We start from the raw sequence: 20,422 nt of genomic DNA on the forward strand, positions 1-20,422 counted from the left end.
AGACGGGCAAGAGATTTAGAACCGCTCCAATCCCCACCCTCTGGGGTAGAGCCCCGGAAGCTCCACAGGGAGATGCCCCTTCGGGGGCGACACTCCCGAGAGAATGCGGCCGAGGGCTTTCATGGAGGCGGGACGGTCTCCATAGGTCACCAGATATCCGCACACGTCCTCCACATGGAGCAGATCGTAGGGGGAGCGAACGGAAAGGAGCACGAGCCGTTCCTCCCCAAGGCGACGCAGGAGAGCTTTCCACCCGGCGTTGCGGTGCAGATCGTAGCTCCCCGCAAAGACCGTTTCCCGCTCCTCCAGAGCCGCACATGCCGTCTCCACGTCCTCCGACGCCGGGTCGAGGGGAAGAAGCATCGGCACAAAGCCAGGACATTCCAGCAGGAGCGGCGCCAGAGCAGATTCGTATTCCTCAGGCCAGACGAGAGGAATTTTCTCACCCGCAAGAGGAAGGACCGATGTCTTCGCGCCTCCGGACACGGCGCATCCTCCGGAGCCCCCTCGGTTCGGATTCCGCACCAGCGTCACGCTTCGCTCGGCGATCTCCTCCGCCACCGCGAGGGATTCCGGCGCCGCCAGCCGATCCAGATCGCCCTCTCTTGGCCAAGGGTCGTCAAGGATGCCCAGAGCTTCCTTCGCACGAAGGATGCGGGCCACGGCCCCGTCGATGCGGGATTCCGGAATCCGTCCGCTCCGCACCGCCTCGACGAGAAACGTGAAGACCCCATCCTGCTCCTCCGGTTCGTGCCCTTTGTCGGCTCCGAAAATGAGCATGTCCGCTCCGGCGAGCACGGCAAGAACCGAAGCCTCCTCCATGCCCCAGTGCTGGTCGATGGCCCCCATGCCCATGGAATCCGTCACGAGAAGTCCCTCGAATCCCATTTCCTCCCGGAGAAGATCCTGGAGAATCGCCGACGAAAGTGTGGCGGGACGGGCTGCACCGTCGGGCTCCAGGGCGGGAACTTCCACATGGGCCGTCATGATCGCCGGCACACCTCGCCCGATCATGGCCCGGAAGGGAGCGAGTTCCACTTTCTCCAGTTCCTCTCTGTCCTTGCGGAGCACGGGCAGCCCCAGGTGGGAATCCGTGTCCGTGTCCCCGTGGCCTGGAAAGTGCTTTGCCGTGCAGAGGACACGCTCTCCTGCGTAGGGGGCGATCATGGCCGTTCCCATGTCCGCCACGAGCCCCGGATCGGAACCGAAGGAGCGGATGCCGATGATGGGATTCGCGGGATTGCTGTTCACGTCCGTCACGGGAGCATAGTTCCATGTGATGCCGAGGATGCGCAGCTCCCGGGCCTGCACGCGCGCCTGCGTGGCGGCGAGAGACGTTTCGCCCGTCGCGCCGAGAGCCATGTTCCCCGGAAAGACCGTGACCCCGCTCGTGAGACGGGAGACGAGCCCTCCCTCCTGGTCGATGGCGATGAAGAGCGGCAGGACATCTGCGCTTGCGGCGCACGTCTGGATTCCCCGTGCGAGCCCGGCCACCTGGGACGTGCTCTCCACATTACCGGAAACGCTGTAGAGGATGACACCCCCGAGGCGCACCGTTTCGAGGCGCCGGGCAAATTCCGGAGACAGGGAATTCCCCCGGAAAAAGCCGATCATCATCTGCCCTACCTTTTCTTCCACAGTCATGGAAACGAGGAGATCCTCCACCCGGTTCCCCGCAGCACACGCCTTCCGCGGCAAGGGGTCGAAAAGAAACACTCCTGCGAGGACCGGCAGGAACAATACCAGGCGCAACAACGACGAAGCCTTGCCGAAAGAATGGACCGACATGGACACGGAATCCTCCTCCTCAAGCGACAGCGCTGTTCCTCCCCGCCCGGACGGCGAGAAAGAAACCAACGGAATTCCCCGGTGAATTTCCGAAAGAATACTGTTATAACTATACCATTTCCCGCACACAGAAACGCTGGAGGCGGTGCCCTTGGTGTGGCTGGTCGTTCTTTTCTCTTTCGGCTTCCTGCTCGGAAGCGTTCTGGGATCCTTCCTGAACGTGGTGGCCCGCCGTACCGTCGCGGGGGAGTCCTGGTGGGGAAAATCCCGCTCCCGTTGCGACACCTGCGGAACCTTTCTTACGTCCTCCGAACTGATTCCGCTCCTGTCCTGGCTCGTGCAGAGGGGGCGCTGCCGCACCTGCGGCGCGGTCATCCCGAAATCCTATTTCTATGTGGAGTTTGTCTGTGCCCTCATCGGCGCACTTGTGACGGCACGCTGGGGACAGGCCCTTCCGGAAGGTGTTGTGAACGGGAAGGCCCTTCTCCCCCTCCTGCTCGCCTCGACGGCGGCTTATTCCCTCTATCTGAATGCCCTCACGGACATCTACAGCGGCTACATCTTCGACCTCTTCGCCCTCGCCCCGGGAGCCATGGGGCTCCTGCTCCGCATCGGGGGCGGCGGACAGGGCCTCACGGACGGCCTGCTCGGCGCCGCGCTCGGGTACGGTATCATCGCCTGCATCATCCTTTTGAGCCGTGGAGGCATGGGGTGGGGAGACGCACATCTCATGGCGGGCCTCGGAAGCATTCTGGGATGGAAAATGACCGGCACCGCACTCTATTTCGGCTTTCTCCTCGGGGGATTCTGGGCGGTGCTGCTCCTCGTCACGGGGAAGGCGAAGCGTAAGGACGCGATTCCGCTCGGTCCGTTTCTCGCCCTGGGTGGAATCGCGGCGATCCTCTGCGGCCCAAGCTTCCTCGCCTGGTTCGGCATCACTTCCGAGTGGCCGTGGAACGCCTTGTAAGCCGTTTTGCTGGAATGGGCACAGCTTTCGCCGCCGCAGCGCCCCGCTCGCGGCGGCGAAAGCCTTTACACCGCTCCGGATGAGAAAGTTCCCGGAGGAGTGTGCATGTGCATCCCGGCGCTCCTCCGCACCGCCATCCCTATCCCATCTCAAGGAGGAGTTCGTTCATGTCCGCCGGTGACCGCTATCACAAAACTTTCCCCGTCTCGTGGGAACAGCTTCATCGGGATTGCCGCGCTCTCGCATGGCGTCTCGTCGCTCTTCGTCCCTGGACCCGGATCATCGCCGTCGCCAGGGGAGGACTCGTTCCCGCGGCGATCATCGCCAGAGAACTCGACATCCGCCTCGTGGACACGGTGTGCATCTCCAGCTACACCCTGCGCACCCAGGGAGAACCCGCCATTCTCAAGCAGGTGGAATGTCTGGACAGGGAGGAGGAAACACTCCTCATCGTGGACGACCTGGTGGATACGGGCAAGACCGCCAAGATCGTCCGCGACATCTTTCCCACCGCGCATTTCGCCACGGTCTACGCAAAGCCCGACGGAAGGCCCCTGGTGAACACGTTCGTCACCGAAGTGAGCCAGGACACGTGGATCCTCTTTCCCTGGGATGCGGAAACACACGTGGAGTTCGTCCATCCCATCGCGATGAAACGCACCGACGAGTAAACCTTCCTCCGGAGAGCGCGAGCCGCGCCGGGAGGTGCGGAGCGCTCTCCGGAGTCGCAGAAACGTCAGGCCAGGCGACGGACCACGAGAGCCACACCCTGTCCTCCGCCGATGCAGGCAGTGGCGAGTCCGAGTTCCTTGTCCAGCGAACGGAGTGCGTAGAGAAGTGTGGTGAGAATCTTCGCTCCCGTGGCGCCGATAGGATGCCCCAGAGCAATGGCACCACCCCTGACATTGCAGCGGTCCATGTCGAAGGGAAGTGCCCGGTGCACCGCCAGAACCTGCGCGGCGAAGGCTTCGTTCAGCTCGATGAGTTCCATGTCCTCCAGGGCGAATCCGCTCCGTTGAAGCGCCTTCGGCACCGCGTAGACCGGACCGAGCCCCATGTGATCGGGAGCGCACGCCGCCGATGCGTACCCCAGGATTTCCGCCATGGGATGAAGCCCCTGTGCCGCAGCCCATTCCCCATCGGCCACGACAAGAGCGCTTCCGGCGTCGCAGAGAGCCGAGCTTGTTCCCGCCGTGACGGTGCCGCCCTTCGTGAAGATGGGTTCCAGTGCGGCGAGTCTGTCCAGAGAGGTGTCCGCCCGGGGTATTTCCTCCGTGTCGAAGGCAATCTCCCCCTTTTTCCTGTCCTTCAACCGAACGGGAAAAACCTCGTCCCGGAAGGCCCCGGTCTCCACGGCCCGCACGGCCAGACGATGACTCCGCAGTGCGAATTCGTCCTGTTCCCTCCTGGAAATACCATACTCTTCCACAAGAATCTCCGCCGTGGCGCCCATGAGCATCCCCGCCATCCGGCAGAAAAATCCGTCCGCATGAAGTGCGTCCAAGGTCGGCACGTCGCCCATGCGATGCCCCCAGCGGGCTTTCTTGAGCAGGTAGGGCACGTTGGAGGCACTCTCCATTCCTCCCGCAAGAATCACCGCCGCGTCGCCGAGGCGCACCCGGTCTGCAGCGAGCATGACCGTGCGCAAACCGGAGCCGCAGCGCTTGTTCACCGTGAACGCCGGAACCGTTTCGGGAAGGCCCGATTCCACCGTGGCAATACGAGCCGGATTGGAGCCGACCCCGGCCTGCCAGCCGTTGCCGAGGATGACCTCCTCCACGACATCGTCGTTGATTCCCGCCCTCCGCACGGCCTCCCTCAGAGCTAACGCACCCAGCCGGGGCGCATCCATTTCCGCCAGTGCTCCGCCGAATTTGCCCCCCGCAGTACGGCACGCGGCAAGGATCACCGCCCGTCTCATGCGACCACCTCTTCCTTTTCGATGCCCTTCATCGGCAGCAGCGGATCCGCAACGACAAATTCCGCCTCCGTCGCGGCCCGCACCTGGTCGAGTGTAACCTCCGGGGCAATTTCCTCGAGCACCAGTTTTCCCTCCCGGAAACGGAGCACCGCGAATTCCGTCACGATGAGGCTCACCACGGCCTTTCCCGTGAGAGGAAGCCGGCACTTCCGAAGAATTTTGGGCTCTCCCTTCTTGTTCGTGTGCGTCGTGGCGAGGATCACCCGGCGGGCTCCCGTGACCAGGTCCATGGCGCCACCCATGCCGGGGACCATTTTGCCGGGAATCATCCAGTTGGCGAGATTCGCCTCCTGATCCGCCTCGAGTGCGCCGAGCACCGTGGCATCCAGGTGTCCACCCCGAATGAGGCCGAAGCTGAGATCACTGGCGATGCAGGCCCCTCCCGGAAGCACGGAGAGACACCGTCCTCCCGCACCGATGTAGCGCAGATCCTCCTTTTCCGGTTTCGGCCCCGCCCCCACCACGCCGTTTTCAGTCTGAAAGATCACGTGCACGTCCTCGGGAATGTAGTCCGAGACGAGCGTAGGAATACCGATCCCCAGATTCACCACATCCCCGTTCTCGAACTCCATGGCGATGCGCCGGGCGATTCGGTGGCGCACCCGTTCTTCATCAAGTTCTGGAAGCATAGTAGGAATCCCCCTTCATGACGAGAATATCCACGAGAATGCCCGGCGTGACGATGTCCTCCGCGTCGAGCCCTCCCGGCGAAAGAATCTCGTCCACCTCGGCGATGACCAGATCCGCTGCGGTCGCCATGGCGGGATTGAAATTCCGGTTCGTCCCCCGGTAGGTGAGATTTCCCATGGTGTCGGCGCGGAAGGCCCGCAGAAGAGCCACGTCCGCCCGGAGAGGAAGCTCCAGAATATAGCGTTTTCCCTGCACCTCCAGAACCTGCTTCCCCTCCTCCACGACGGTACCCACGCCGGTAGGAGTGAGGATTCCTCCCAGACCAAACCCCCCCGCCCGTATCCGTTCCGCGAAGGTTCCCTGGGGAACGAGTTCCAACTCCATCTTTCCCTCGTTGAAGAGGCGTTGCGTGGTCTTGTTGAGTCCCACATGCGAAGCGACGACTTTCTTCACCCGTCCTTCCCGGACGAGCCTCCCGTGCCCCACGTCGTCGTAGGCCGTGTCGTTGGCTATGAGTGTCAGATTCGTCGCGCCCTGCTCAAGAAGCGCCTCCACAAGCGTGTAGGGTACACCACCGTAGTTGAACCCCCCTATCATGACCGTTGCGCCGCCGGCAATGCCCGCCACGGCTTCCCGGGCCGACAGGACAGGTTTGACGATTCTCTTCGACATGCTCACTCCTCCTTGCCGACACTGTTCGATGCGTGGGGAACCGCCACGGATGGGGCAACCACCCGTCCCACTTTGTGTTTCTGCAGAAGATAGACACCGATGAGCAGTGCCAGTGCCACTGCATCGGTGTAGATGTTCGGAACGATGAGCAGGAACGGCACGACGAAGAGCGCGAGACGCTCAGGCAGCGAAAGGGGGGCCACATAATACCCCTGCACTGCCGCGGAAAGCCCGATGATACCCATGAGGGCCGTGACGCACCCCAGTACGATGCGGAGCAGATTTCCCTGAAAGAGCAGGTAGCTGTTGTAGACGAACATGTAGGGGACGAGGAATCCCGCCACGGCGACGCTGAGGGCGACGAATCCCGTCTTCAGAGGATTCGACTTGGAAAGTCCCGCCGCTGCGTAGGTGGCGAGCGCCACCGGGGGCGTCACGTCCGCGAGAACGCCAAAGTAGAGACAGAAAAGGTGGGCCGACATGAGGGGTACGCCCATCTGGGCCAGGGCTGGAGCCGCAAGCGTGGAGGTGATGATGTACTGGGCCGTGGTGGGAACACCCATGCCTAGAATGATGGAGCCCACCATGGTAAGCATCAGCGCCAGGGGAAGAATGCCGTGGGAGAGGCTCATCACGAAGGAGGAGAAAGCCAGTCCCACACCGGTGATGCCGATGACTCCGATGACGAGACCGCTGCACGCACAGGCCGCGGCGACCTCCACGGCGTTGATCGCCCCGTTGATGAGGGAATCCAGAATCCTCCGCGGCGTCATGCGGTATTTTTCCTGCCCGAGCCAGGAGGCGACGATGAGACAGATGATGGACCAGAAGACCGCCTTCACCGCGGAATAGCCCGTCGCGAGAAATCCCACGAGGGCAACGATGGGAAGCAGCAGGTGCCACCCCTCGCGAAAGACCTCCTTCACATTCCGCAGTTCCACTCCTGAAATGCCCATGATCCCCCGTTTTCCCGAACGAAAATGCACCATGGCGATGATGGAGATGAAGTAGAGCGTCGCGGGAATCGCCGCAGCAACGACGATTTCCCAGTAGGAAATACCGAGGAACTGGGCCATGATGAACGCCGCCGCTCCCATGACGGGGGGCATGACCTGTCCACCCGTGGAAGCCGCGGCAACGACGGCCCCGGAAAATTCCGAAGAATAGCCAGCCCGCTTCATGAGGGGAATCGTGAAGGACCCTGTGGTCACCGCGTTTGCTACGGAACTGCCCGAGACGGTCCCCATGAGGGCACTCGCGACCACCGCCGCTTTCGCGGGTCCACCCTGACTGCGTCCCGTAAGGGCCAGGGAGAGATCGATGAAGAACTGCCCGGCTCCCGACACATTGAGAATAGAGCCGAAGAGAACGAAGAGAAAGATAAACGACGCGGAGACGCCCAGCGGAACACCGAAGATGCCGTCGGTCCGAAGATACTGGAAGGGTGCGAGTTCCTCCAGCGGAAATCCGCCGTGGGCGAGCATTCCCGGAAAGTACGGACCGAACAGTGCATAGAGCATCGCCACGATGGCCACGATGGGAAGGGGCCATCCCATGGAACGCCGCGCCGCTTCGAGAACGAGGAGCACCATGATGACACCGAGATAGATGTCCGACGGAATCGCCATGCCCTCCCGCATGGAGATGGCGTCCCAGTTAAGAATGATGTTCATGCACCCGATCACGAGCAGCCCCGCAAAGATCCAATCCCAGAAATCGATGCGATCGCCGGGGCGTTTCTTGGATACCGGGTAAAGAAGAAAGATCAACACTCCCATGAGCATCCAGTGGATGCTCCGCTGATAAATCGCCGCCATCAGGCCGAACGCCGCCGTGTACAGGTGGAAGAGCGACGCGGCGATGGCGATGGCCGCCACGAGCCAGTAGCGCCACCCCTGCAGATTCCGCTTACGTCCTTCGAGTTCCTCCAGGAGTTCCTTTTCCCCGAGGGACGCTTCTTCCGGAGTTTTCATCGTTTCATTTTCATTGACCATACCGACCGAACCTCCCAGGCTGTCTGGAGCGACGTACCGTTTTCGTTCTCCGGAATAACTCTCCCGGAGAGTTCAGGCGCCCCGCGGGTTCTCTCCACCGCACTGCCTCCGCCGCACTCTTTTCAGGAGCCGACAACGCGGTGGAGTACCGGGTCCGCGCTGCGGGGGGTCGGATAGTCCCGATCCGCCGCAGCGCGGACCATCGGTTTATTTCTTCATGGAAACACCCTGCTCCTCGAAGTATTTCACGGCGCCGGGATGGAAATCGATGATGCCGATGCTCGCCTTCTCGGGAACGAAGTTCTCCGCCTGGGGAGTGATCTGGAGGAATTTCTCCCGGTTTTCCACAAGAGTCTTCACCAGGTCATAGGCGAGTTTCTCGTCCATGTCGTTCCGGACGACCAGATAATTGCCGTCCGCCACGGTGAGGACATCCTCAGCCATGCCGGGGTAGGTGTCTTTCGTGATCTTGTGAGGCACCAGGAAGGGATTGTTCGCGACGACCCTGTCCACGACATCCTGAGGAAGGGGAACGAGAACCACGTCACGCTGTGCCGCCACTTCGAGGACGGAGGCTCCGGGAGCTGCAAAATTCCAGAACACCGCATCCACATTGCCGTCCTTGAGCGCCATGACGCCCTCGGGCTGCGTGAGTTGCTGCTTGGAGATGTCCTTGTCGGGATCGATACCCGCCTCCTTGAGAATGAGCATGGTGAGCACCTGGTCGCCACCGCCGGGAGCACCCACGGAGACGCGCTTTCCCTTGAGATCCTCAAGGGATTTGATTCCCGTCTTCGACGTGGTCACCAGATGCTGCGGGGCGGGATACATGTTCATGAGGATGTTCAGGGGAAGTTTGCCGTCCTGCTCGAAAGCTTCCACACCGAACGCTGCCTGGTACAGCGTGGATCCCATAGACATGCCGATCTGGACCGTATTTTTGGCGACGAGACGGCAGTTCTCCCGGGATGCCGAAGTGGAACGGGAGGTGGCCTTCACGCCGATGTCCGCCTGACTCAGGACTTCAGCCATGGCACCACCGAGGGGGTAATAGGTGCCTCCCACTCCGCCGGACCCGATGGTGACGAAGGTGGTCGCAGCGAACGCCGCCGCTCCCAGGAAAATCGCACCGATAAGAGCCACTGTCACAGTGATGGAGAATTTCTTCATGAGTCTCTCTCCTCCTTTTCTCATGGACACCTCCGGGAAAATCCATTGCGGTCCTTTCCCGAAACGACCTCTCGCCTTGAATTTCGTCCTCGACCTCTCCCGTTGTTCCGTCTTCCCCTCATCCTCACCACCTTCCTTCTGGAGCATCGCGTCTTCTCTTTATGGCAACGCGGATCGAATGCTCTTTCCACCGGTATTCCGACGAAAAAATCAGGAACGGAGACGCTTTTCCGCAGCGCGAAGTCCTTCCTCAAGGCGCCCCACGATCTCGTCCACCTCTGTCTGGGTGACGATCAGGGGAGGCGCCACCATGAACTGATCCCCCGCAACACCGTCGATCTGTCCGCTGCCGGGATACACCACCAAACCTCGTTTCATGCATTCTCCGGTCACCACCGCCGCGGCCTTTTTCTCCGGCGCGAAGGGCCTCTTCGTCGCCTTGTCCTCCACGAGCTCGATTCCCCGCATGAGTCCCATGCCGCGGACCTCTCCGACGAGGGGAAGATCCGCGAGGGGAGCGAGTGCTTTCTCCAGCCGCTCTCCCATGACAGCGGCGTTTTCGAAGACCTTCGCCGCTTTCATGTAGCGGAGCGTCGCCGCCACCGCCGCTCCCGTGACAGGATTGGCATTGTACGTATGGCCATGCATGAAGGCCCCGCTTCCCGAGCGGAGCACCTCCACGATGCCGTCCCGAACGAACATGGCCCCCACAGGAGCGTATCCTCCGGACAGTGCCTTCGCGGAACAGATGATGTCGGGAACCACCTTCCAGTGGTCGACGCAGAAGGGTTTGCCCGTCCTTCCAACGCCCGTCATGATCTCGTCGGCGATGAGAAGTACGTCGTACCGGCTGCAGATCTCCCGCACGAGAGGCCAGTATCCCTCCGGAGGATTCAGGGCTCCGACGGTGGACCCTACAACGGGTTCCGCCAGAAAAGCCGCCACGTACTGGGGACCGATGCGGCGGATCGCCTGTTCCAGGGCATGGGCGCAACGCAGGTCGCAGGAAGGATGCTCCAGTCCGAAGGGACAACGGTAGCAGTAATGGGGTTCGATTTTCGGCCCTTCGAGAAAGAGCGGAGAGAACATCCGGCGACGGGCCATGCTTCCGCCGAGTCCCATGGCGCCGAGAGTGCTGCCGTGGTAGGAGGCCCAGCGAGCGATACACACCGACTTGGAAGAGGAAAGCCCGTCCCGCTCCACGAAATACTGGCGGACCATCTTCACCGCCGATTCGATGGCCTCGCTGCCCCCGCTCACGAACCAGACGCTCCGGAGATCTGCCGGCGCAATGGAAGCGGCTTCTTTCGCCGCCTCCAGAGCAGCGGCGTTCATCCACCGTGACGGATGGGCGAACTCCAGCGTTTCAAGCTGCCGCGCCATGGCCGCCACAATCTCCCTGTTGCCGTGCCCGACACTGGAAAGCAGCGCGCCGCTGCATCCGTCGATATAGGCACGACCGCTTTCGTCGTAGATGTAGATCCCCTCGCCTCGGACGGCCATGGGCATTTCCGTCTTGTAACTCCTGGGAATCAGGTTCCCCCACTCGGACACATCCTCATCTCCCTTCCCGCTCCTGTCAGTCCCGTCGTTCCGACGCTTCCCTTTTCCGCCCGCTCCGACGAAACAGGGTTTCCCGAACCGTTCTTCCGATATCTTCCAAGTCCGCTCCGTCCCCCTGCCACATCTCGTTTTTTCCGCAATCGCCCCTTCCACGCCCGTTTCTTGCCCTGCCTTTCCATACTGAAGGCAACAAAACAACAGCACGCCTCTCCTCAAGGCGTTCGTTCGATCCCCGCGTGAAATCGGGCAACCTTCTCCTCACACTTCAGGGACTGCGTTTTTCGTGGAATGGCTCTTTCTTTGAAGGAAATCCGTCATCAACAACGAAGCACGGCGAGTCACCCTGCAAAAAAACCCTGGGAGGCGGGACGAAAAAACAAGAACATCGTGTCCCGCCTCGGGGAAAAACGCAGTCCGACGTTTACGGGGCAAGGCCCCCGCCTCAGCGCCTCCGAAGGGGCTCTCCCGTCTCCCGGCGAGCCGCATCCGCTCGTCCCACCGCGTCGTAGACGCGATTCCTGCTCCAGTACTCCTCAAGCGCTTCGAGTTTCTCTGCCGCTTCCTCGCCGAGGTGGGAGGAAACGGAGAGCACAAGACAGTTGATCACGGAAAGAGGTGCGGCGAAAGAATCGATGAAGGACACCGGGCGATAGGGAACGGTCACCACGTAGGTGGACCGCATCGCCAGGGGACTTCCTGGCGAATCCGTAATCGCCGCGGTGTGGAGCCCGAGGGTTTTGGCATCCTCAAGGACTCGAAGGGTCCAACTGGCATAGCGGGGAAAGCTGATGCCGACCACGAGGCTCTCGTGAGGTGCGTTGAAGAGGGTTTCGTAGGGAATGTCCGGGCTCAGAAGCTTGACGTTGGGAAGAATCCAGGAAAGGTAGAAGGAAAAATAATAGGCGAGTGCGAAGGAACTGCGGTTTCCCGCAATATAGACGGCTCCGGATGCGGCGAGCGCCCGTCCGAGGGCGTCCACGTCGCTCTCGGACGTGTTCGTCCGGATCGCGGCGACGGCTTCCAGGTCGTCCCGAACGACCCTGTCGAACAGGCTCGATTCTTCCTCCGGCGCATACTCCTTCATTCGTTCGAGCGTTGAAAGTCGCTGCAGAAGCGCGTCTCCGACGGCCTCACGGAACAGCGTGTACCCTTCGTAACCGAGAAAGGCTGCGAAACGGATCATTGTCGCCTCACTCACGCCGATGCGTTCCGCCAGCTCCGCGGCGGAGAGAAACGCCACATCCCGGGGATGCTCAAGCACATATGCGGCGATTTTCGTCTGCGCCGGAGACATTTCGGCGCGCTTTGCCGTGATACGATCCCGCACGAAAAAACCCCCTCGTCTATGAATAAAAAGCATCATCGCCTCTTTTTGAATGAAGGATTTCCTTCACGAAATACTACGCAAAAAAATCCTTCTTGTCAACGCATCCTTTTGCCGCTGCAACGAAACAGGGACAACGTCATTCCTAAGGAGCCTCTGAATAAGGCTGCGCCGGTCCCGCAGAACGCCTTGCAGAGCCTGATGCCCGGGTCAAGGGAGAGCAAAAGGTTTTTCTTCAGAGCTTCCCTAAAACGGGACGGGGAAAATGTCATCTGTCCTTCTCTACGGGCGATGAGGAGCGATGTTTTCTTGCGCATGGAGGAAGGAAGGAAGCAAACAAAGCGGCGGTTCTGGACAGGACTGCGAAAGAGGAGAAAACAACGGCGAAAGGATTCGTAGACTGTCGCCTTGCTTGAGAACGACCTCCTTCGTCTCAGGGAACCTCTGAAGAACGCTGAGCCGGGCTTGCAAAAACGAGACACGCTCAGGCTCAAGGACAAGAAAATCCCCCTTCATCAGAGCTTCCTCAATTTTGCAAAAGAGATTGGACGTTCTCACTCCATCCGGCAGGCACGAGGTCACATCGGCAACGCCACAAAACGGCTTTTTACAGAGCCGGACGTGAAAAGTGGGGAAAGGCGGCACACACAAAGGCGGCGCAACGGTCGGAGATGAGACGTTTTCGGTGAGGCAACGCAGAAAGGCACACCGCCGGAAAAATGTCTCCTCCGAAGCGACATGGGCAAATACAGACGAGGGAACCGCAGAGGCGATCCTCGTCGTCGGATCTCCCCGGAGTTCCCTCGCACAGACAAAAACAACCCGTGGCCTGTCGCGCCGCTTCAGGAGGCGCGGCAGATTTTCCTCCAGGCCGACGTGACGACGGAACGAAACCCCTCCGCCCAGGGAGGATCGGCCCACTGTTTTCTCACCGCACTCCGGGAAAAGGCGCCACAGACCATACACCCCCAAAAGGCATAGGGGGAACCGGTGAGAAGGCCTACGGCAAGGCAGAGAAAACAGAGCCCTGCGAAAAAGTTCCGGTAGAAGAAGCTGCTCGCCGTCACCGGACCGTCACCAGGGCGTTCCCAGGATCACGTGAGGCAGGAAGAGCACCAGCTTCGGGCAGTAGGCCGTGAAGAGCAGCACCGGCAGCCAGCAGAGTAACATGAACCACAGGGCGGGGCGCATCATCTCGTTGATGGGCGCGTTGGCAAGGCGTCCCCCAAGATAGAGCACCGGTGCAGCAGGAGGCGTGATGCAGCCGAGCCCCGTGTTCACGCCCACGATGGCCGCGTAGTGGATAGGGTTGAACCCCAGCTCGAGAATGATGGGCATGAGAATGGGCGTGGTGAGCACCACGACGCTGATGTCGTCCATGAGCATCCCCATGATGACGAGGAAAATGTTGATCATGAAGAGGATCACCCAACGGTTTTCCGAGACGGATCTGAAGAGGAGGAGAAGCCGCGAGGGAAGATCCTCGAGCAAATAGAGACGGCTCAACATGGATACGGAGAAGAGCATGGCCATGATGACGCCCGTAGTCACTCCCGACTCCACCACCACATTCCAGAGTCCCTTGAGATCGAGTCCCCTGTAGACGAACATGCCCACGGGAATGGCGTAGAGCACGGCCGCCGCTGACGCCTCCGTGGTGGTCAAGATACCACCGTAGATTCCTCCGAGGACGAAGACGGGGAGCATCAGCGCCGGAAGCGCACGCTTGCCCCGCTCCCGGAAGAGTGCCCATTTTTCCTCCACGCTCCGTCTGTGGGCCACGAGAACCGACTCGTTGTTCCGGAGGAGCCACATATTCACCGCACAGATGAGCGTCGTGGTGAGAAGACCCGGCATCACCGTGGAGAGAAAGCACGCCAGGACGGGTTGGCCGCTGATCCAGGCGAAGATGATGAGCGTAGCGTTCGGGGGAATGAGGAGCCCCAGCAGGGACGCGTTGGCCATGAGGGCCGCCGCATGTCCACGCGGATAGCCTCCCGCTTCGAGACGGGGAAACATGATGGAACCGATACAGGAAAGAGTGGCACAGGCCGCTCCGGAGATGGAGCCGAAGACGGCGCAGGAGATGGTGCCCACGATGCCGAGCCCGCCCCGGAGATGACCCACGAACACGTCCACCAGATCGATGAGCTTCTCTCCGATGCGTCCCCGTTCCATGACGCCCCCCGCCATGATGAAGAGAGCGATGGCGATGAGAGAAACGGAGTTCATCTGGGTGAAAGCGTAGGGCAGGAGCTGGCTTGGAGCATAACCGCCGCCGCCGGGTCCGCCGAAGAAGATCAACCATCCCGCCGAGGCCATGAAGCTGACCGGAACGGGAACACCGAGCATCAGTGACGCCAGGAGAATGACAATGGCCACGTAGATCATGACCGACCTCCGGAGAACAGGGATTTCGCGCTCTTGAACAACTCGCGACTGAAGTAGTAGAGCATGAAGATGAATCCGATGAAGATCGCCAGATAGGACGTCCACAAAGGAATGCGCCACACCGTCGTCATCGGAATGGCCACCCCGGTTCCCAGAGGCCCCATGAAGCCGAACATGAAGAAATCGTAGCCGTACCAGACGAAAAGGAGCGTAACGCCGACGGTCACGAGATTTTTCAAGAAGATCAGAAAGCGTTTCACATGTCCATCCGGGACATAGGACTGCACGAGGTCCGCCGAGACGTGCGTCCCGTTGAAAGCCCCGATGGCGGCTCCGGAGAAATAGAGCCAGAAGGCGAAAAGCTTCACCCACTCTTCGTAGCCGTAGAGATCACCCTTGAGGACATAACGGACGAAGGTGGCCGCACCGATGAGGATCGTGAGCAGAAAGGACATACCGAAGGTCACGCTGGAAAAGGTAGTGATGACGATCCTGTCGAACAGGGTCCTGGGCTTCTTGGGCCCGGAATTTTCCTCACAGACGGAACAGGAAGACATGAGACGTGCCCCCTCCCACATGCGAGAGCCCTCCCGCCCCTCGCCGGATGGGCACGCCTCTCCGGCAGAGGGCCGAGGGAAGACTCCCCTCAGCGTTTTTCATTGTGCGGCGTTCCGGGAAAGGGCTTCGCAGGGAATGCCTCTCCCGGAACGCACGGATTCGAAGCTATTTTCCCGGCGCCATTTCCTTGCGGAACTCGTCCATGAGTTCCTTGGTCATGTTCTTCTCCAACTGTGCCCACGTTCCGGCGCAGGCTTCGGAAAGGGGAAGGAGTTCACTCTCCTCGTAGGTGAATACTTGGATGCCCTTGTCCCGCATGAGCTGCATGTACTTCTCGTCCTCCGCCTTGGCCTGCTCGATGCTCTTCGCCGCCGCGTGGTTCACTGCCTCCTGAACGATGGTCCGGTCCTCGGGGGAAAGCTTCTCCCAGACCTTGCCGCTCATCATGTAGTTGATGCACTCCAGGGAGTAGTTGGTCATGTACCAGTATTTGAGCACATCCCGGAGCATGGTATAGGCCGCAGCAGTGGAGTAGCCGTTCACACCCTCGCAGACTCCCGTCTGGAGAGCCTGGTAGACGTCCGCGTAGGGAATCGTGACGGTGCGGTAGCCCATGGCCTCGGCACCAAGCTTGTAGACATCCATGTTGGGAACGCGCACGAGCACATCCTTGGCCACTTTGGGATCAAGGGGATCCTTGGCGGGCTTCGTGGTGCCTGTACCGATCATGCCTTCCACGAAAAAGCCGAGGAGCTTCACGCCGAGACGGCTGTTGAGTTCGTCCATTTTTCCGAAGAGCCACGCATCGGGAGCGAAGATCCTTCTTACATCCTCGTACCCTTTCACGTAGCCGTTGATGTAGAGAAGCTCCAGACGGGGATCGAACTGACTGGGAACAGACGTGCAGGACATGTCGATGGTACCGCGGATGAGTTCCTCGTAGACCAGAGTGTAGTCACCCAGCTGGTTGGCGGGGAAAATCTTGATCTCGATGCGGCCGTTGCTCTTCTCTGCCACTTCCTGAGCGATCTCGTTCATCAGGATCGTCGCGGGATGGTCCGCGGGATTCTGCCCGGCGAAATTGAGGGTGATCTCAGGTGCCGCAAAGGCGGAACCCGCCAAAACGAACAGCATGCAGGCGATCAGTGCTCCACTCAGGGCAAAACGTTTCTTGTACGTAGTCACCGACATCCACTCCTTTTCGTCAAATCCGGATAGCGCCAGGAGGAACAACACGACAGGGACCGCCGATTACCCGACTCAAGTCGCTGGGGCAACACCCCCTATGTGATGTATGATGTATTATATACTACATGAACAATGCTAGAGGTTCAGACACCCTCTTGTCAACCCTCTCTCCATTCTTTTTTGACCTCCTGGCCGGGGGAAATACGAAAGGGGAGGGGGAAACACCTTTCAAGATGTTCTCCGCCCTCTCCCGTTGCCTGCAAAAACCGAAAAATAGAAAAGGAGGAAAGACGTTCGGGGTGTGGTGTCTTTTTTCCTTGAGCGCAGTCCGCCGCAAAAAAACCGGCAACACCTCGCCGGATAAAATAAAATTATTTTAAACTAAAACCGCTTTTTCTCGAAGGGCTCAGAGTGCATTGCACATCTGATATTTCAGTCCCGCTCCTCCCGATGATAAGGTTGTCCAAGTGACGCGGGAGCACCCAAAAGAATGCCTTTTCCCTTTCTCACGGAAATGACGAAAAGAACAAAAATCGTGAACACGTAGGGGAGCATGAGTAGGAGAGGCGCAGGAATACTCGTCCCGGCAGCCTGGATACGAAGCTGAAGCGCCCCCACTCCACCGAAGAGGTACGCGCCTCCCACAGCCCGGAGTGGATGCCAGACGGCGAAAATCACCAGCGCCACGGCGATCCATCCTCGTCCCGCCGTCATGAGGTCTCCCCACATTTTGGTGTAGACCACGGACATATACGCTCCGCCCATGGCAACGATGCCTCCACCTATCACGGCATAAAGATAGCGCAGTCTCGTGGAGGAAAGCCCCATGGCATCCACCACCCGGGGCGCGTCTCCAACGGCCCGGAGCGCGAGCCCCGCCCGTGTGGACCAGAGAAACCAGGTCAGAAACACTGCCAATCCGTAGGAAAGATAGACCAGCGGGTCCTGGTCGAAAAACGTCGGACCGAGGACAGGGATTTTCGAGAGAAGAGGAATCGTCATGCCGCCGATGCCGGGAATGGTTTCTCCGATGAAACCTCGCCCGAGCAGCGAGGAAAGCCCCGTGCCGAACATGGTCAGCGCAAGGCCGCTCACCACCTGGTTCGCACGCCCCGTGATGCAGAGAAAGGCATGCACGAGAGCGAGAAGACATCCCGCGAGAAAGGCGGCGGCGATGCCCAGCCAGGCGTTTCCCGTACCGCTGGCGACGCTGAATCCCGTAAAGGCCCCCACGAGCATGAGCCCCTCGAGTCCCAGGTTGAGAATGCCCGATCTCTCCGTGAGAATCTCCCCCAGCGTGGCGTAGAGGATGGGTGTGCCGCTGCGCACAGCGGCGGCAAGAATGGGAACGAGCATCTCCACGTCAGTTCACCTCCTTCGGAGAGTCGGGAACACTTCGGACGAAACGCACCCGATACGTGAGAAAGTATTCCGCCCCGAGCACCGCGAAGAGGATCAGGCCCTGCAAAACCTGAATACTCGACAGCGGGAGGCGCATGACTACCTGAAGCGTATCCCCTCCGACGAGCAGTGCACCGAGAAGAAAGGCCACTCCCATGAGAGCGAGCGGATTCAGCCGGGCAAGCCAGGCCACGATGATCGCCGTGTAGCCGTAGCCGGGAGAAAAACCGTGCTGGAGACGCCCCTGCAGTCCCGCCATCTCGCACATGCCCGAGAAACCGGCGACGGCTCCGGAGACGAACATCACGAGCACCGCATTTCGGAGGAAATTTATTCCCGCATACTGGGCCGCTTTTGGATTCGCCCCGATGACGCGCACCTCGAATCCCCATTTCGTCCACCGGAAAACGATGTGGAGCAAAACAGCGAAGACCACGGCGAAAAAGATACCCAGATGCACCCGGCTGTCGAAAAACTGCGGCAGTCTCGCCGCAGCGGGAAAAGGGGCGGTCATGGGAAAACCGAGACTCGCGGGATCCTTCCAGGGACCGTAGACGAAGTAGTCCACGGCGTGGATGGCGATGTAGTTCAACATGAGCGTGGTGATGATCTCGTTCACGTTCCATCGGGCCTTGAGATATCCCGCGAAGGCACCCCAGGTGCCCCCGGCCAAAGCAGCCGCCCCGGCCATGAGACAGAACATGACAAGCGAGTTGTCCACGAAGGCGAAACGGACTGCCGCAGCCGCAGCGAGAGCCCCCATGTAAAGCTGGCCTTCCGCACCGATGTTCCAGACCTGCATGCGGAAGGAGAGCGCCACCGCGAGCCCGGCCAACGTCAGGGGAACCGCCTTGACGAGGGTCTCGCTGATGCCGTACCAGTCGCCGAGAGAGCCCCGCAGCATGGCCGCATACGCGGCAAGGGGAGATACGCCGAGAAGCGCCAGAAGAATCGCCCCGGCGACAAGGGCACCCAGCACGGCGCCGACGGGAACGAGCACTTCGAGCCAGACGGGAACGCGCACCCGTTTTTCCGTCACGATTCTCAAGCCCATGGAGCCCTTCCCTCCTTGCCTTCCGCACGGAAGGCCTTTTTCTGTGCTGCGCCGTCTTCGGCGAAGAACGTGCCCGGATCACGAAGCGGTCCCGGAAGAGGAGCGTCGCCGCGCTCTTCTCGCCCTCGGAGCACGTCCGCCAGAGGAGTGCCCGCCATGAGCAGGCCGAGATCCTCCTCGCTCAGGGCTCTCGGGTCCTCCGTGATGCCCATGATCCGCCCCTGATGGATCACCGCCAGGCGGTCGCTCAACGCGAGCAGCTCCTCCAGGTCCTCGGACACGAGAAAGACCGCCGCTCCGCGGTCTCGCTGCTCAAGAAGACGCTCCCGAACATATTCCGTGGCCCCCACGTCGAGCCCCCATGTGGGCTGGACCGCGATGATCGCCTTCGGGTTGTCGCTCAGTTCCCGGGCAAGCATGAGTTTCTGCAGGTTGCCTCCGGAAAGGGCGCGTATGGGGATGCCAAGCCCCGGCGTGATCACGCCGAAGCGCTCCACGAGACGCCCCGTGTGCCCCGCCACCACTTCCCAATCGATGAACCACCGCCCCCGTGCGAAAGGTTTTTTCCAGTACTTGCGGAGCACCACATTCTCCCGGATGTTCATGGAGGGAACGAGCCCCGTTCCTTTCCTGTCCTCGGGAATATAGGCAACACCTCTGTCCAGAAAGGCTCTCGGAGAGGCATTGCCCATCGCCCGACCCTGGACGAGCACGTCTCCGGATTCGCTCCCGCGAAGCCCCACCATGGCCTCGCAGAGTTCAAGCTGACCGTTTCCGGCCACGCCGGCGAGGCCGAAGATTTCCTTCTGGCGCAGTTCCAGGGAAATCCCCTGGACGGCGATGTTACCTCGCTCTCCACGAACGACAAGATCCCGTACTGCCAAAAAGACCGGCCCTCTTTCCGTCGTCGGCGGAGCGCTGTTGAAAAAAACCTGACGTCCCACCATCATCTCCGCCAGTTTTTCCTTGGTCACCCCGGCGGCGGCGAAGGTTCCGATCTTCTTTCCCTTGCGGAGGATGGAGATGCGGTCCGACACAGTGAGTACCTCGTCAAGTTTGTGGGAGATGAAAACGATGCCGTGCCCTTCGCCGCGCATCTGGCGAATGGTGGCGAAGAGACTCTGGATCTCCTGGGGGATGAGCACTGCCGTGGGTTCGTCGAGAACGAGAATTCTGGCCTGTCTGTAGAGGGCCTTGAGAAGCGCCACCCGCTGCTGCTCTCCGATGGAAAGCTGCCAGACCGGAGCCAGAGGATCCACCCGAAGAGCGTATCGTTCGGAGATCTCCTCGATACGTCGGATGATATCCTTGCGGGGAAGCACCTGGGGGAGAGCATCGAGGCCGAGAACCATATTCTCCCACACGGTTTGGGCGGGAACGAGCATGAAATGCTGATGCACCATGCCGATGCCCGCAGTGATGGCGTCTCGGGGTGTTCGGAAGCGACGGAGTTCGCCTTCGATCTCGATGTTCCCTCCGTCCGGTTGATAGAGCCCGCAGAGAACATTCATGAGCGTGCTTTTTCCCGCACCGTTCTCCCCCAGCAGGGTATGCACCTCCCCGGGACGTACGTCGAAATCGATTGCGTCGTTCGCCTTGACGCCCAGGAAACGTTTGGTTATCCCCCGCATGGAGACGAGGGGCGGAATTTCGGCTGCCATAGAGTCCCCTCCCGGCTCTGTTTCGACTTGCCCTATCTTACACGACATGGCTGCGGCGGTCGATGCGAAGGGGCCTGGGC

At 60.6% G+C, this 20,422-nt stretch carries 17 protein-coding genes; 2 read left to right on the forward strand and 15 right to left on the reverse strand.

Going from position 1 to position 20,422, the window contains the following annotated elements; genetic code table 11:
- Window positions 1–15: 15 nt before the first annotated feature.
- Entirely contained in the window at window positions 16–1,788 is a 1,773-nt protein-coding gene (locus Q1K49_RS13330) for a glycoside hydrolase family 3 protein (protein WP_300526483.1), read from the reverse strand.
- A gap of 154 nt (window positions 1,789–1,942) precedes the next feature.
- Between Q1K49_RS13330 and Q1K49_RS13335 the strand changes: the two genes are divergently transcribed.
- Together Q1K49_RS13335 and gpt are read left to right on the forward strand one after the other, a co-directional pair.
- Entirely contained in the window at window positions 1,943–2,755 is an 813-nt protein-coding gene (locus Q1K49_RS13335; RefSeq protein WP_300526489.1) for an A24 family peptidase, read from the forward strand.
- A gap of 167 nt (window positions 2,756–2,922) precedes the next feature.
- Complete coding sequence (gpt, locus tag Q1K49_RS13340; RefSeq protein WP_213694823.1) at window positions 2,923–3,426, forward strand: xanthine phosphoribosyltransferase; 504 nt, start codon at window positions 2,923–2,925, stop codon at window positions 3,424–3,426.
- A gap of 65 nt (window positions 3,427–3,491) precedes the next feature.
- Here the strand turns inward: gpt and Q1K49_RS13345 are convergent, their stop codons facing one another.
- The 14 genes from Q1K49_RS13345 to Q1K49_RS13410 all read right to left on the reverse strand — a co-directional run bounded on the left by Q1K49_RS13345 (window position 3,492) and on the right by Q1K49_RS13410 (window position 20,342).
- Window positions 3,492–4,676 carry an acetyl-CoA C-acyltransferase gene (locus Q1K49_RS13345; RefSeq protein ID WP_213694822.1) on the reverse strand — a complete coding sequence of 395 codons (1,185 nt, stop codon included), beginning with the start codon at window positions 4,674–4,676 and terminating at the stop codon, window positions 3,492–3,494.
- Window positions 4,673–5,365 (reverse strand): 3-oxoacid CoA-transferase subunit B, encoded by a 693-nt coding sequence (locus Q1K49_RS13350; RefSeq protein WP_213694821.1) that lies wholly within the window; start codon window positions 5,363–5,365, stop codon window positions 4,673–4,675. The genes Q1K49_RS13345 and Q1K49_RS13350 overlap by 4 nt, the downstream gene beginning before the upstream one ends.
- Window positions 5,349–6,038 (reverse strand): CoA transferase subunit A, encoded by a 690-nt coding sequence (locus Q1K49_RS13355; RefSeq protein WP_213694820.1) that lies wholly within the window; start codon window positions 6,036–6,038, stop codon window positions 5,349–5,351. Before Q1K49_RS13355 ends, Q1K49_RS13350 begins: the two co-directional genes overlap by 17 nt.
- Window positions 6,039–6,040: 2 nt before the next feature.
- Entirely contained in the window at window positions 6,041–8,032 is a 1,992-nt protein-coding gene (locus Q1K49_RS13360) for a TRAP transporter permease (RefSeq protein ID WP_300526484.1), read from the reverse strand.
- A 207-nt stretch (window positions 8,033–8,239) separates the two neighbouring features.
- Window positions 8,240–9,202: a TAXI family TRAP transporter solute-binding subunit gene (locus Q1K49_RS13365; RefSeq protein WP_213694819.1), complete on the reverse strand. Its 963-nt coding sequence runs from the start codon at window positions 9,200–9,202 to the stop codon at window positions 8,240–8,242.
- 210 nt (window positions 9,203–9,412) lie between these two features.
- Window positions 9,413–10,756 carry an aspartate aminotransferase family protein gene (locus Q1K49_RS13370; RefSeq protein ID WP_300526485.1) on the reverse strand — a complete coding sequence of 448 codons (1,344 nt, stop codon included), beginning with the start codon at window positions 10,754–10,756 and terminating at the stop codon, window positions 9,413–9,415.
- Window positions 10,757–11,207: 451 nt separating this feature from the next.
- Window positions 11,208–12,092 carry a MurR/RpiR family transcriptional regulator gene (locus Q1K49_RS13375; protein WP_300526486.1) on the reverse strand — a complete coding sequence of 295 codons (885 nt, stop codon included), beginning with the start codon at window positions 12,090–12,092 and terminating at the stop codon, window positions 11,208–11,210.
- Window positions 12,093–12,931: 839 nt separating this feature from the next.
- Entirely contained in the window at window positions 12,932–13,156 is a 225-nt protein-coding gene (locus Q1K49_RS13380) for a hypothetical protein (RefSeq protein WP_213694817.1), read from the reverse strand.
- A 7-nt stretch (window positions 13,157–13,163) separates the two neighbouring features.
- Window positions 13,164–14,480 (reverse strand): TRAP transporter large permease, encoded by a 1,317-nt coding sequence (locus Q1K49_RS13385; protein WP_300526487.1) that lies wholly within the window; start codon window positions 14,478–14,480, stop codon window positions 13,164–13,166.
- Window positions 14,477–15,037: a TRAP transporter small permease subunit gene (locus Q1K49_RS13390; RefSeq protein WP_213692667.1), complete on the reverse strand. Its 561-nt coding sequence runs from the start codon at window positions 15,035–15,037 to the stop codon at window positions 14,477–14,479. Before Q1K49_RS13390 ends, Q1K49_RS13385 begins: the two co-directional genes overlap by 4 nt.
- 166 nt (window positions 15,038–15,203) lie before the next feature.
- Window positions 15,204–16,229 (reverse strand): TRAP transporter substrate-binding protein DctP, encoded by a 1,026-nt coding sequence (gene dctP, locus Q1K49_RS13395; RefSeq protein ID WP_213692666.1) that lies wholly within the window; start codon window positions 16,227–16,229, stop codon window positions 15,204–15,206.
- Between the two features lie 429 nt (window positions 16,230–16,658).
- The gene (locus tag Q1K49_RS13400) at window positions 16,659–17,588 is read right to left on the reverse strand and encodes an ABC transporter permease (protein WP_300526488.1); all 930 of its coding nucleotides are present in this window, start codon (window positions 17,586–17,588) and stop codon (window positions 16,659–16,661) included.
- A 1-nt stretch (window position 17,589) separates the two neighbouring features.
- Window positions 17,590–18,681: an ABC transporter permease gene (locus tag Q1K49_RS13405; protein ID WP_213692664.1), complete on the reverse strand. Its 1,092-nt coding sequence runs from the start codon at window positions 18,679–18,681 to the stop codon at window positions 17,590–17,592.
- The gene (locus Q1K49_RS13410; RefSeq protein ID WP_213692663.1) at window positions 18,672–20,342 is read right to left on the reverse strand and encodes an ABC transporter ATP-binding protein; all 1,671 of its coding nucleotides are present in this window, start codon (window positions 20,340–20,342) and stop codon (window positions 18,672–18,674) included. Before Q1K49_RS13410 ends, Q1K49_RS13405 begins: the two co-directional genes overlap by 10 nt.
- Window positions 20,343–20,422: the final 80 nt, after the last annotated feature.

It is taken from the genome of Aminiphilus sp. (assembly GCF_029975095.1).
Lineage (GTDB): Bacteria > Synergistota > Synergistia > Synergistales > Aminiphilaceae > Aminiphilus.

Coding starts and splice junctions, on each gene's coding strand:
- Q1K49_RS13385 (WP_300526487.1), bottom strand. CDS start 14,480: ATGATCTACGTGGCCATTGTCATTCTCCTGGCGTCACTGATGCTCGGT.
- Q1K49_RS13390 (WP_213692667.1), bottom strand. CDS start 15,037: ATGTCTTCCTGTTCCGTCTGTGAGGAAAATTCCGGGCCCAAGAAGCCC.
- gpt (WP_213694823.1), top strand. CDS start 2,923: ATGTCCGCCGGTGACCGCTATCACAAAACTTTCCCCGTCTCGTGGGAA.
- Q1K49_RS13410 (WP_213692663.1), bottom strand. CDS start 20,342: ATGGCAGCCGAAATTCCGCCCCTCGTCTCCATGCGGGGGATAACCAAA.
- Q1K49_RS13330 (WP_300526483.1), bottom strand. CDS start 1,788: ATGTCGGTCCATTCTTTCGGCAAGGCTTCGTCGTTGTTGCGCCTGGTA.
- Q1K49_RS13345 (WP_213694822.1), bottom strand. CDS start 4,676: ATGAGACGGGCGGTGATCCTTGCCGCGTGCCGTACTGCGGGGGGCAAA.
- Q1K49_RS13350 (WP_213694821.1), bottom strand. CDS start 5,365: ATGCTTCCAGAACTTGATGAAGAACGGGTGCGCCACCGAATCGCCCGG.
- Q1K49_RS13355 (WP_213694820.1), bottom strand. CDS start 6,038: ATGTCGAAGAGAATCGTCAAACCTGTCCTGTCGGCCCGGGAAGCCGTG.
- Q1K49_RS13360 (WP_300526484.1), bottom strand. CDS start 8,032: ATGGTCAATGAAAATGAAACGATGAAAACTCCGGAAGAAGCGTCCCTC.
- Q1K49_RS13365 (WP_213694819.1), bottom strand. CDS start 9,202: ATGAAGAAATTCTCCATCACTGTGACAGTGGCTCTTATCGGTGCGATT.
- dctP (WP_213692666.1), bottom strand. CDS start 16,229: ATGTCGGTGACTACGTACAAGAAACGTTTTGCCCTGAGTGGAGCACTG.
- Q1K49_RS13405 (WP_213692664.1), bottom strand. CDS start 18,681: ATGGGCTTGAGAATCGTGACGGAAAAACGGGTGCGCGTTCCCGTCTGG.